Genomic DNA, 12345 nt, shown 5'->3' with positions numbered 1-12345 from the left:
CCGCGCCGCGTATGAGCGCGGACGGCTGACTTCCGCCAGGTTTTGGTGGTGGTCACCGGAGGTGGGCCGTGGGTGACTTGAGACCCTCGACGAAGCGAGTGAAGGCTCCCATGGGGAAGGTGAGGGTGCCGTGGGCGGGGAGCTTGGAGTCTCGTATGGCTACTTGTGAGTGACAGTCTGCTATCTCGACGCAGGAGTCGCCGTCGCCAAAACTTGAGTAGGACGACTTCCGCCACTTGAGTGCGTCCACGAAGGGCGCGAAGGCGCCGGCAGGAAAGGTGAGCGTCGCTCGGGCCGGGGTCTTGGAGTCGCGGACGGCTATGTGGGTGCCCGAACCGACAGCACACCGTGGGGAGAAGTCCAGTGGCCGCCCAGTACTACTGCGCAGACAGCGAAAACGGCGACCACATCGACGACCCGTCCGAGGACGCCCTGTTCGACCTGATCAGCGAACTCAACGACACGGACAACACCTTCGTCGTCATCCAGCCCGACCAGGACGACCCCGGCTGGTTCGCCTCCGTCGCCGTCCTCGACGAGGGCGGCTACGAGATCGTCCGCCGCGACACCACCCGCCGCGAACACCACGTGACCACCGAGAACGACATCGGCCCAATCACGAGCGACCTCATCACCTGGCTCGCCGCCCGCGACTTCCAAAACACGGCCTAGTGCCGGCGCCAGCATCTCGGACAGCTCGAACGTCCCGAGCCGACTGCGCTCGTTGGGATGCACCACCAGAGCCAACTGGTACTCGTCATAAGGGAGATGGGCCGCGAGCTGCGCGGGCAGTTCAGGGCGCCGCCGCAGGATGGACTCGCGTCCCCAGGTCGAGACGAGCGTGAGCAAGGTGCGAGGGCCGGTCCCGAGCGCCGCGCGGTAGTGGTCACGCAGCGGGCGCGAGGCGAGGGCGCGGTCCAGAGCGGGGTCCCCGATCACCTTCGTACGGCGGGCAGCGCGCGTGTCACCGACGGCGAGCCGGGCCACCTGGCTCGGGTGGGCGACGGCGTGCAGGGCTATCGGCGCATCGCCGTCACGGAGGAGCAGCGCCGGGTCGAGTCCGGATGCCGAGTCGGCGCCCTCCCCGGGGATCGACTTGTTGTATCCGGCCCCGTGCGGCAACAGCACGTGCCTGCCGCGAAGCAGGGGCAGGTCACCCTTCGGGCTCGACGTGAGCACCAGGTCGTAGGTGGTCGCGCATGCCTCGTCCCAGGGAACCGTCCGGCCGCCGACGGCCTCGATGGCGGCGAGGGTGTCGACCCCGAAGTCGGAGCCGGGCACCAGCGTGAACAGACGGGCGATCCGGTCGTCGCCGGAGAAGGCGGGCACGACATCGAGCAGCCGATACAGGGCCACCGCCGACCGCGCGGCGAGCAGCACCGCCCGTCGCCCGTCGCCCGTCGCCCGTCGCCCGTCGCCCGTCGCCCGTCGCCCGTCGCCCGTCGCCCGTCGCCCGTCGCCCGTCGCCCGTCGCCCGTCGCCCAACTGTCCACTGTAGTCGGTGAGTTCGGGGGAAGTAGGGTGTTTTCGCTGGTCGGCGTGGGTTCGGCGGCATCGTCCGGCGGCATGACCCGATGGTACCGATCGTGGGATCGGTGCCTGAAGTGACGCATGAGGCGCAGGCAGTGGTGCGGGGGTGCCTTGTCGAGCTCTGTGGGGGATCGGGAGGATGGCGAAATGAGTGAGTGGGCTACGACGCTGATTGCCGCGGGATCGGCGATCGCCGGCGGCATCGTCACGGGTTGGTACACCCGAAGTGCCGGCATCCGGCAAGCCGCGGCGGCCCGCCACGCAGGCGAGCGACAGGCTGACGCGCTGCTCGCATCGGTCCGCATGACCCTTCAGGGCGAAGCCGCACAGCGGGCGCTCGCGCTCAGGCGACAGATCTACGCGGACTTCCTCGGAGCCGCGGAGGCCAGGATTCTGGCCGAGCGCACGGGCCGGGGACAGGCCGACGACGAAGTCCTGTTGCAACGGGCTCTCGGCGGAGTCGTCCTGGAAGGGCCGGCCGAGGTCGCCGACGCGGCCGGCCGTCTCGTGGACGGCCTGCGGCGCCATGAGAGGCCGGACGATCTGCACCGGGCCAAGCTGGCTTTCGTGGAGGAGGCGCAGCGGGCCGCGCAGAGTGGATGACAGCGCCTTCCGGCCCAGCGGCCTCGCCGCGCGGGTACGCGACGCAGCGCTGGGCGATACGTCATAGAATTGCCGATATGCCATCCGCCAGATGGGACGGCCTGCATGATGTTCCCGAGTGACCCGAGTGAGGTGACATCGGACGGAACGCATGGACCGTTCGAGACGGCGAACGTCGCCGCCGCCGTGATCGATGCGAAGGGCACGGTCATCGGCTGGACGGGGGCCGCCGAGCGGCTTCTGGGATACGGCGCGGCGGAGGTGCTCGACCGTCCCGCCGCCACGCTGCTGGCGCGGTCGGAAGACGCGTCCCGGGCGGCCGAGGTCGTCGGGGAGTGCGGAGCCCGGGAGAGCTGGGGCGGCCTGGTGGGCGCCCGGCACCGTGACGGGCGCCGGATCGAGGTCGGGCTGCGGGTGACCGCGATGTCCGACACCGATGACCGCAGGGCCTGGCTCGTGTCGGCGATCGACGTGTCGAAGGCTCCGACCTGGGCGGTCAGCGGAGAGGTGCTGGAAGGATTCCTCACCCGCTCACCGCTCGGCATGGCCGTGCTCGGCCCGGACCTGCGGTACGTGTGGATGAACGACACCCTGGAGCGCTACGGCGGTGTGCCGCGCGACGAGCGGCTCGGGCGCCGGATGTCGGAGTCGTTGCCGGGCCTGAACACCGAGGCGCTCGAAGCGCAGATGCGGTGGGTGCTGGAGACGGGCGTGCCGGTCATCGACTACGAGTACCAGGGCTGGACCTGGGCGGATCCGCACCAGGAACACGCCTACTCGACATCCTTCTTCCGGCTCGACGACCCGGAGGGCAACCCGCTGGGCGTCTGCTACATGGGCATGGACGTCACCGACAGATGGCGGGCCCGGGAGCGGCTGGCCCTCCTCAGCGAGGCCAGCGCCCGTATCGGGGGCACGCTGGACGTGATGGCGACCGCCCAGGAACTGGCCGACTTCTCGGTGCCGAGGCTCGCCGACTTCGTGACCGTCGATCTGCTGGAGGCGGTGCTGCACGGCGACGAACCCGGTTCGGGGCCTGCCGACAGCGCGTATCAGGTACGGCGTGCCGGGCAGCAGTCGATCCACGAGGGCTGCCCGGAGTCGGTGATCGCCACCGGCGACTCCATCGACGCGCCCAGGTCGTCGCCGTACTTCGAGAGCATGGCCAGTGGCACGGCGGTGCTGCAACCGTCCCTGGACCCGGTCACCGCCCCGTGGATCGCACAGGATCCGGCGCGGGCCAGGAGCATCGCGGAATTCGGGATGCACTCGGCGATGTGGGTGCCGCTGTCCGTGCGCGGCACGGTGCTGGGGGTGGCCTCCTTCGTCCGTACGGAGCATCCGCGGCCGTTCGAGGAGGACGATCTGCTGCTCGCCGAGGAGCTGGTCAGCCGGGCCGCGGTGTGGGTGGAGAACGCGCGCCGCTACACCCGGGAGCATGCCGCCGCGCTGGCCCTGCAGCGCAGTCTGCTGCCGCAGGGACTGAACGGGGGCACCGCCATGGAGGTGGCCTCGCGCTATCTGCCGACCGACGCCCGCGAAGGGGTGGGCGGCGACTGGTTCGACGTGATCCAGCTGTCCGGGGCCCGGGTCGCCCTGGTCGTCGGTGACGTCGTCGGGCACGGACTCAACGCCGCGGCGACCATGGGCAGGCTGCGTACGGCCGTACAGACGCTCGCCGACATGGATCTGCCGCCCGACGAGCTGCTGGCCCACCTGGACGACCTGGTGATCCGCCTGACCGAGGAGAAGGGCGGCGACGACGAGCCCATCGCCACCGCCGTACTGGGCGCCACCTGCCTCTACGCCGTCTACGACCCGGTCACCCAGCTGTGCACGATGGCCCGGGCCGGACATCCGCCGCCCGCCGTGGTCACCCCCGGCGGCAAGGTGACCTTTCCCGACCTCCCGTCGGGCCCTCCGCTGGGCCTGGGGTCGCTGCCCTTCGAGTCCGCCGAGATCTCCCTCCCCGAGGGAAGCCTGATCGCCCTCTACACCGACGGCCTCATCGAGACCAGCGACCAGGACATCGACGTAGGGCTGTCCCGTCTCAGCGATGTGCTCGCGCAGTCGGGCCTGCCGCCGGAGGAGCTGTGCTCGGCGGTCGTGAACAACCTGCTGACCGGCCCGCAGACCGATGACGTCGCCCTGCTCCTGGCCCGGCCGCACGCGCTGGGCGCCGACCGGGTCGCCTCGTGGGACCTCCCGACGGATCCGGCGATCGTCGCGAGCGCCAGGGAGCTGGCCGTCCGCCAGCTCCTCGGATGGGGGCTGGAGGATCTGGTGATGACCACGGAGCTGGTGGTCAGCGAGCTGGTCACCAACGCGATCCGGCACGGCACCGGACCCGTCAGGCTGCGCATGATCCGGCACGACAAGCTGATCTGCGAGGTGTCCGACGCCAGCAACACCTCGCCCCGGATGGGCCATGCGCGGACCACCGACGAGGGCGGCCGGGGTTTGTTCCTCGTCGCCCAGCTGACCCGCCGCTGGGGCACGCGCTACACCCGGGCCGGAAAGATCATCTGGGCCGAGCAGGACCTCCCGGGCCGGGCGCGCGCCGGGGCGGCGTAGCGCCGGCGGTACCGGTTACCGCACCTCTGGTCGCACTGGTGTTCGCCCTCGTCAGGAAGGCGCCCGTAGCGCGTCCACCGGTTCCATGCGGGCGGCCCGCAGGGACGGGTAGAGGCCGGCGAGCAGGCCTACAAGGGCTCCGGCGAGTGGGGCGCCGAGGGCCAGGTTCATGTCGAGGACCGGGGTCCACTCCTTGAAGACGGCGACGCCCACCACGACGGCGATACCGAGGGCCGCGCCGACGATGCCGCCGAGCAGGCCGATCATCGTCGATTCGAGGAGGAACTGCCCGGCCACCTGCCGTCGCGAGGCACCCAGCGCGCGGCGCAGGCCGATTTCGCCGACCCGTTCCATCACGGTCACCAGGGTGACGTTGGCGATGCCGATCGCGCCCACTACGAGCGAGACCAGTCCGAGGACGAGGAAGAGGCCGTTGACGTCGCTCTGGACGCCGTCGCGGGCCTTGGACATGTCGGCCGGTGCCACCACGGTGAGGGATTTCTCCTGGCCCGGAGCGAGGGCGATCGGCGCCTGCCGGGCCACCTGCTGGGCCGCGCCGAGCGCGGTGTTGATCAGCACGCGGGTGACGTCATGGAGGCCGAGGCGGTCCGCGGCGGTGGTGGGCGGGAGAATCACGGCGGTGGACAGCCGCTGCTCGCGCTGGATACCGCCGAGGATGCCGATCACGGTGTACGACTGGCCCTGGAAGAAGATCGCCGGGGAGTCCTGCACCCGGCTGATGCCGAGCAGCCGCGCCGCCTGGTCGCCGAGGACCGCGACCTGGGCGCGGCGGCCGATGTCACCGGTGTCGTAGAACCGGCCCGAGGTCATCGCGCCGCGTACCCCGGCGGGCAGGTCGGCCGAGGCGGCCACCACGGCGAGGGTCTGACCCGAGACGTCGCCGGGCGCCTTCACGTCGTTGGACCGCACCTGGACGCTGTTGGTCAGCGGGGAGTCGGCGAGGGTGGCGGCCGAGTCCACGCCGGCCAGCCGTCGGACCGCGTCGGTCTCCGACCAGTCCACCAGCGGCTTGTCGTCCGAACCGGCCGGCACGGGCGGCACGGTCACGGTCACCGAGGTCGCGGTGAGCGCGTCGAACCGGCCGACGATCTGGTTGCCGGCGGTGGAGGCCACCCCGATGGTGATGACCAGCGTAGTGATGCCGAGCACGGTGCCGAGGGTGGTCAGGGCGGACCGTACGGGCCGGGCCAGGACGCCCGCGAGGGCTTCCGTCCACAGGTCCCGGGGGTCCATCCAGGGGCGTTCGACACGCGCCCCAGCCGACGAACCCTCCGTCGCCTCTGTCGCCTCCGTCCCCCCTGCGCCCTCCTTCGGCCTTGTCGACCGCGTCGCGAGTTTCACTCGGTCTCCAGGGTGAGGCGGCCGTCGGTGATGCGGACGCGCCGGCCCGCGCGGCGGCTGACCGTCTCGTCGTGGGTGATGAGCACCAGGGTCATGCCCTGGGCGCACAGGTCGTCGAAGAGTTCCAGTACGGAGAGGGTGTTGTCGCTGTCCAGGTTGCCGGTGGGTTCGTCGCAGAGCAGCAGCGCGGGATCGCTGATCAACGCCCTTGCGATGGCGACGCGTTGACGTTCGCCGCCGGAGAGCCGGTCGGGCCGGAAGCCCGACCGGTGCCCGAGCCCGACCCGGTCCAGCGCCTCCCGGGCCCGGGCGAGGCGGGTACCGCGTCCGCGCCCGGGGCGTGCTCTGCGATACGCCTCGGCCATCATGACGTTCTCGTCGACCGTGCGGTACGGGAGAAGGTGGAAGGCCTGGAAGACGAACCCGATACGGCTGCCGCGCAGTGCGGTGCGTTCGAGGTCGCCCAGCCCGGTGGTCTCGACGCCGTCGAGCCGGTACGTACCGGCGGTGGGCCGGTCGAGCAGGCCGAGCGTGTTGAGGAGCGTCGACTTCCCGGAGCCGGACGGGCCGACGATGGAGAGGTGCTCCCCGCGCCGGACGGTCAGGTTCACGCCGCGCAGTGCGTGCACCGGGGGTTCGGAGGCGAACGTCCGCTCCACATCGGCGAGTTCGATGACGGTGTCCGGGAAGTCGGCGTTGCCGTCGCCGCCGTCCGGCGAGGCGCTGTCGGCCGGCGGGGACATGGTGTCGGCGGGGGCTGGGACCGGGCTGGGGGTCACTCGCCCACCACCACGTTGTCGCCCTGCTCCAACGTGCCGCTCGTCGGCTTCACTTCGACCAGACCGGCCGCGGAGAGCCCGACGGTGACAGGGACGTCGCTCAGCTTGCCGTCGCGCTCGACCTGCACCCGGACCTTTCCGTCGGACGAGGTACGGATCGCGGCGAGCGGTACGACCAGCACCTTGCCGGCCGAGGCGCCGAGCTTGATGGTCACCTTCACCGCGGCCTCGGCCTCGTCGGCCAACTCACCGGAGTCGGGTACGGAGATGCGCAGCTGGACGGGGGCCGAGGCGTCGGAGGCGGACGTACCGGCGGAGTCCGCGCTTCCCTCGCTTCCCGTGCTTCCCTCGCTGTCGCCCGTCGTAGTCGCAGTCGTCGCCGACGACGCGGCGTCGGCGCCCAGTGCGGACACCGTGCCCTTCGCCTTCTTGCCGTCCGTCGTCGTCAGTTCGACGGCCATGCCCTTCCTCAGCAGTTCGGCGTCCGTGCCGGGGACGACCGCCTGCACCTCCAGGTCCGAGCTGGTGACCGTGCCGATGGGGCCGGACGCGGTGTCCCCCGTCTTCACCGTCACCTTGTTCAGCCGTACGGGCAGCTTCGGGAAGAAGACGACCTCGCCGGCCGGGACCTTCGTCCCGTAGGAGGCCTGGAAGGTGCTGAGGGCGGCGTTCGCCATGTTCAGCGACTTCTTCGCGGAATCGAGCTGCAACTGGTGGATCTGTGCGTCGGTGCTGGACTGCGGGCCCGGTGTGCTCGTACCGCCGTCCGTATCGCCGTCGGCGCCGCCGCCCGCACCCGTCTCGTCCCCGGCACCCGAACTGGTGCCAGGACCGGTGCTGTTGGTGGTGAGGAGGGTCTCCTGGGCGGAGGACACCGCCTGCTGCAACTGGCCCAGTTGCTGCTGGTCCTCCGCGCTCGGCTTCTGCGCCTCGTACCCCTTGCTCGTGTACCAGTTGGTGACCGCCGCCGCGGTGCCCTGGCGGTAGTTGCCGCTGATCGAGCCGGGGTCGAACCCGAGCCGCCTGAGCGCCTTCTGGAGCTGCCGCACATCGTCGCCGGAGGCGCCCGGGCCCAACGCGCGGTACATCGGCACGGATCCGCTCAGCGCGAGCACCGGACGGCCGTTGACCGCCATCAGTACGTCCCCCTCCTTGACCTCCTTGCCGGCGACCGGCGCCTTGGTGATCCGCTGCTCCGCGCCCTCGGCGCCCGCGACCGAGGACGCCCCGGTGCCGACGGAGCCGGCCAGCGCGAGCGGGCGCGGCGAGGCGAACTCGACGGACCCCGACGCCACCACGGTCGCGGTGAGGGACTGCCGTTGGACCGCCACGGTCACCGGGCCGGCCTTGGGCGCGTTGTGCGCGGCGGCGGCGTCGGCCGGGGAGCGTACCTGCGTACCGGCGACCCAGCCGCCCGCGCCGACCAGGACCACCACGCCCACCAGCGCGCCCAGTTGTCTGCGGCTGCTGATCCGGCTCACGCGTTGTCCCCCCAGTACGGGTGGGCCTTCAGCTTGGGGAAGTAGGCGGCCCGGAACTTCTTGCCGCACTCCAGGTCCTTCAGGGAGATGCCGATCTCCTTGGTGAGCAGCGGCAGGGCCTCTTCCTTGGTCAGGCTGAAGTGGTTCTCCGACACGTGCTGGTCGAGGCGCACCATGTCGGCCATGCCGGTCGGCTGAGTGGTGCCGACCGGGATGCCCTGCCCCTTCAGGCAGGCGGCGAACTCCTGTGCCAGTTGCACCAGTTGGGCGTCGCCGTTGAGCTCAAGACCGTTCGCGCGGTTCTCTTCCACCTTGGCGTCCCACGCCTTCTTCGCCTCGTCGCGGCTCAGCGCGGGTCCGTTCACCGCCACCGACCCCTCGAGTTCGCAGCCGCCGAGTTCCTCCCTCGCCTTGGACGGGGACGGGGGGCCCGACAACGCCTCCGAGTACGCCTTCTGCTGGGCGGGGGTGAGGCCCTTCTCGTCGTTGTCGACGGGGTCGAGGACCTTTCCTCCCTGCCGTCCTCCCGCGTTGCCGAAGGGGGCCTTGGGGTCGTTGGGGTACACGGTGGCCGCGTAGTTGCCGTACCCGTACTTCGCCCGGGACTTCTTCGCCGCCGCGTAGTCCTCCCCCTCGATCCCGACGAGAGCGTCGTCGCCGTCGGCCGTCGCCACATACGGTGTGTAGCTGAAGCCCGCCTTCTTCATGCAGGCCGCGATGGTGTTCTCGGTGATGTACCGCTTCTTGGTCTCGTCGTCCACGCCGTCGGGGACGGTGAGCTGCACGGCCCCGTCGGCGTTCGTCGTGGTGTCGTTCGCCGCGTTCGCGCCGCTGCCGGACCCGGAACCGGAGTTCGTGCCGGCCGTGTCGCTCGAACCGCCGCAGGCGGCCAGGAGCGGCAACAGTCCGACGGCCAGGGCGGTGGGCACGGAAATCCGGAGCCTCTTGGACATGCTCATGCCGTTCCTCTCACTCGGTGTGCGGTCGTGGTGCCTCAGGCTGGGCGCACGGTGTGATGGGAGCCGGACCGGAGTGTGATGAAACGGCAACAGCCGGTCCGCCGATGAGAGGGCGTCGCCGAGACCCGTCTCACCGGCGGTCCGCGACTATGTGATCGTCGCGTAACAACCCCGGCCTGGCCTGCTGTTGTACGGATACTGAGCACATGCCACGTGTCCTGCTCATCGAAGACGACCGCGCCGTGCGCGAGGGCGTCCAGCTCGCGCTGCGCCGCCAGGGGCACGAGGTCGCCTCCGCCGGGACGGGTGAGGACGGGCTGGAACAGTTGCGGTCGTTCAGGCCGGACGTCGTGGTCCTCGACCTGATGCTGCCCGGCATGTCCGGCCTCGACGTGTGCCGCCGTATCCGCGGGGCCGACAACCAGGTGCCGATCATCATGGCGACGGCCCGGGGCGACGACGTGGACATCGTGGTCGGGCTCGAGGCGGGCGCCGACGACTACGTGGTCAAACCCGTCCAGGCACGGGTGCTCGAAGCCCGTATCCGTGCCGTCCTGCGGCGCACCGGCGCCGGGCCCGCCGACGGAACCACGGCGAAGACCGAGATCCACGGGCAACTGGCCATCGACCGGGCCGCGTTGACCGTCACCCACGAGGGCGCACCGGTCGCCCTCGCCCCCTCCGAACTACGGCTCCTGCTGACCCTCTCCGCCTCGCCCGGCCAGGTGTTCAGCCGGCAGCAACTCCTGGAAGCCGTCTGGGAACACAGCTACCACGGCGACTCACGCCTGGTGGACGCCTGCGTCAAACGGCTGCGCACCAAGATGGGCGAGCCCCCGGGACAGCCCCGCTACATCCAGACCGTGCGCGGCTTCGGCTACCAGTTCAGGCCCCGGTGAAGGCGCCACGGCTGCTGCGGGGCCTGCGCGGCCGACTGCTGGTGGCCTTCCTGCTGGTCGCCGCCGTCGCCACCCTGACCACCGGCACCCTGACCTTCCGGGAGGCACGCAACGGGGTGCTGCAGCAGAGCCAGGACGGTGTGATCGGGCAGTTCCGCGACCATGTCACCACCCTCGCCGCCGACCTCGACTTCCCGCCGAACCAGGACCGACTGGACGCGTTCGCCGTGCGGTTGGCGCGCTCCGAACCGTCGAAAGCCTGGCGTGTGCTGGCCACGTACGGCGACCTGAGCGCCACCTCCGCACCCGAGGACCCGTTCGGCGAGCTGACCTCCGAACTGCGCGCGGCCGTGGCCTCCGACGGGAACACCGTCTTCCAGCGGGTGACGACAGGGGGCCGGCCGGCACTCGTCGTCGGCGTGCCGGTCACCTTCGGCACCGAGGCGGATCCCACGTCCGACCTGTCGGGCCTCGACGTCTTCCTGACGGTGCCGCAGACCGACGAACAGGCCTACGTCCAGGCCCTGGTGCCGGCCGTCGAACGGGCCACGGTGCCCGCGCTGGTCCTGGCCGTCCTGCTCGCGCTGCTCGCCGCCCGAGGTGTACTGCGGCCGGTGCGCGAGCTGCGCCGAGCCACCCGCAGCATTGCCGAGGGCCACCTCGACACCCGGCTCGCCGTCAACGGCTCCGACGAACTCGCCGACCTCTCCCACACGTTCAACGAGACCGCCGCCGCCCTGGAGGAGTCGGTGGCCGAACTGCGCCGCATGGAGGCACGTGCCCGCCGCTTCGCCGCCGACGTCTCGCACGAACTGCGCACCCCGCTGGCCGCCATGTCGGCGGTCACCGACATCCTCGACGAGGACGCGGCCCAACTCACCCCGGACACCGCCACGGCCGTACGGCTGATCAGCGAGGAGACCGTCAAGCTGGCCCGCCTGGTGGAGGACCTGATGGAGATCTCCCGGTTCGACGCGGGCGCGGCCGGCCTGCACCTCGACGAGATCGACCTCGCGGACTCGGTCGTGCGCACCCTCGCCTCCCGCGCCTGGCTGGAGACGGTCGACACCCGGCTGCCGCCGCCCGGCACACTCCGCGGCAGCCTCGACCCGCGCCGTCTCGACGTGATCGTCGCCAACCTGGTCGGCAACGCGCTCCGCCACGGCGGACGTCCCGTGGGGCTGCACCTCTACGCGTGGGAACACCCGGACGACGGACGGCGGGTGGTCATCGAGGTGCGCGACAGCGGACCGGGCATCCCCGAGGACGTCCTGCCCCATGTCTTCGACCGCTTCTACAAGTCGGACTCGGCCCGCACCCGAACCGAGGGCAGCGGCCTCGGACTCGCCATCACCGCGGAGAACGTCCACCTGCACGGCGGCACCGTCCAGGCGGCCAACGGTCCGCACGGCGGCGCCGTCTTCACCGTCGAACTCCCGCTGCCACGGGACGAGTCCCCACCCGAACCGCCCGAGGGAAGCCACACATGAACCCCGTCCACCGGGCCGCCGCCAGGACAGCGCTGCCGGTCGCGGCGGCGCTGCTGCTCGCCGGCTGCGGCATCCCCACCACCGGTGTGGTGGGGTCGGGGGAGCCCGCCACCGGTCTCCGGTCGACCCTCACCCTCTACTTCGGGGGGAAGAGCAGCTTCGTCGCGGTCCAGCGCAGGACCCCGCAACAGGCCGACGCCGAGGCGGCCGTAGGACTGCTCTTCGAGGGCCCGAGCGACTCGGAACAGCGTGCGGGTGTGGTCAGTGGGCTACCGGCGCCGCAACACGAGCCAAAGGTGCGGACCGATGGGACCAGAGTGTCCATCGAGCTCGACTTCGACACCCGGCCGGCGTTCGTGCTCGCTCTCAAGTCACTGGGCGGCCCCGACCTCGAACAGCTGGCCTGTACGGCCTTCAGCGCCCGCCACGCCGAAGACCCGGACGTCCAGTCGGTGGAGATGGTCCTGACGGTCGCCATGAACGGCGTCGAGGAACACCTGAACAGGGAGGCGAGGAAGGCGACCTGCGCCAGGGCGATCCCGTTCACTGAAACCCCCCGGCCCTGACGGTCCTCCCTCGCGGGCCACCCCGGCCGCCCCCTCGCAATAGCCCGGGCGGCCGGCGGACGACAGACGAGGGCGACCAACGACTCCGCGTTGTGCCGCTCC

The 12345-nt window shown here is 71.1% G+C and carries 11 protein-coding genes and 1 pseudogene; 6 read left to right on the top strand and 6 right to left on the bottom strand.

The window, feature by feature from the left end; genetic code table 11:
* Positions 1-52: 52 nt before the first annotated feature.
* Together OG241_RS24660 and OG241_RS24655 are read right to left on the bottom strand one after the other, a co-directional pair.
* Positions 53-250 carry a DUF397 domain-containing protein gene (locus OG241_RS24660; protein WP_405817946.1) on the bottom strand — a complete coding sequence of 66 codons (198 nt, stop codon included), beginning with the start codon at positions 248-250 and terminating at the stop codon, positions 53-55.
* Between the two features lie 27 nt (positions 251-277).
* Positions 278-322 (bottom strand): annotated as a pseudogene (locus OG241_RS24655) (hypothetical protein); the annotation flags it as partial.
* Between the two features lie 41 nt (positions 323-363).
* Between OG241_RS24655 and OG241_RS24650 the strand changes: the two are divergent.
* From OG241_RS24650 to OG241_RS24640, 3 genes are all read left to right on the top strand, one after another.
* Positions 364-672 carry a hypothetical protein gene (locus OG241_RS24650; RefSeq protein ID WP_405817944.1) on the top strand — a complete coding sequence of 103 codons (309 nt, stop codon included), beginning with the start codon at positions 364-366 and terminating at the stop codon, positions 670-672.
* A gap of 1005 nt (positions 673-1677) precedes the next feature.
* On the top strand, positions 1678-2133 hold the full coding sequence (locus OG241_RS24645) for a hypothetical protein (RefSeq protein ID WP_405817943.1): 456 nt from the start codon (positions 1678-1680) through the stop codon (positions 2131-2133).
* 105 nt (positions 2134-2238) lie between these two features.
* Positions 2239-4707, top strand: coding sequence for a SpoIIE family protein phosphatase (locus OG241_RS24640; RefSeq protein ID WP_405817941.1), 2469 nt, complete (start codon positions 2239-2241; stop codon positions 4705-4707).
* Between the two features lie 51 nt (positions 4708-4758).
* Here the strand turns inward: OG241_RS24640 and OG241_RS24635 are convergent, their stop codons facing one another.
* The 4 genes from OG241_RS24635 to OG241_RS24620 form a co-directional block, all read right to left on the bottom strand.
* On the bottom strand, positions 4759-5961 hold the full coding sequence (locus OG241_RS24635; protein ID WP_405817939.1) for an ABC transporter permease: 1203 nt from the start codon (positions 5959-5961) through the stop codon (positions 4759-4761).
* Positions 5962-6065: 104 nt separating this feature from the next.
* The gene (locus OG241_RS24630) at positions 6066-6812 is read right to left on the bottom strand and encodes an ABC transporter ATP-binding protein (protein ID WP_405826412.1); all 747 of its coding nucleotides are present in this window, start codon (positions 6810-6812) and stop codon (positions 6066-6068) included.
* Between the two features lie 32 nt (positions 6813-6844).
* The gene (locus tag OG241_RS24625; protein WP_405817937.1) at positions 6845-8329 is read right to left on the bottom strand and encodes a peptidoglycan-binding protein; all 1485 of its coding nucleotides are present in this window, start codon (positions 8327-8329) and stop codon (positions 6845-6847) included.
* A complete protein-coding gene (locus OG241_RS24620; protein WP_405817935.1) occupies positions 8326-9282 on the bottom strand; it encodes a hypothetical protein in 957 nt (318 codons plus the stop codon). The genes OG241_RS24625 and OG241_RS24620 overlap by 4 nt, the downstream gene beginning before the upstream one ends.
* 212 nt (positions 9283-9494) lie before the next feature.
* Here OG241_RS24620 and OG241_RS24615 point away from each other — a divergent pair, with 212 nt between their 5' ends.
* From OG241_RS24615 to OG241_RS24605, 3 genes are read left to right on the top strand one after another with little or no spacing between them, the layout of a single operon-like run.
* Positions 9495-10187 carry a response regulator gene (locus OG241_RS24615; RefSeq protein ID WP_405817933.1) on the top strand — a complete coding sequence of 231 codons (693 nt, stop codon included), beginning with the start codon at positions 9495-9497 and terminating at the stop codon, positions 10185-10187.
* Positions 10184-11677, top strand: coding sequence for an ATP-binding protein (locus OG241_RS24610; RefSeq protein ID WP_405817931.1), 1494 nt, complete (start codon positions 10184-10186; stop codon positions 11675-11677). The genes OG241_RS24615 and OG241_RS24610 overlap by 4 nt, the downstream gene beginning before the upstream one ends.
* On the top strand, positions 11674-12243 hold the full coding sequence (locus OG241_RS24605) for a hypothetical protein (protein ID WP_405817929.1): 570 nt from the start codon (positions 11674-11676) through the stop codon (positions 12241-12243). Before OG241_RS24610 ends, OG241_RS24605 begins: the two co-directional genes overlap by 4 nt.
* The last annotated feature ends 102 nt before the right edge of the window (positions 12244-12345 follow it).

This window comes from Streptomyces sp. NBC_01390, from assembly GCF_045040105.1.
Taxonomy (GTDB): Bacteria; Actinomycetota; Actinomycetes; order Streptomycetales; family Streptomycetaceae; genus Streptomyces.
This window is presented reverse-complemented; position numbering and strand designations above follow the sequence as displayed.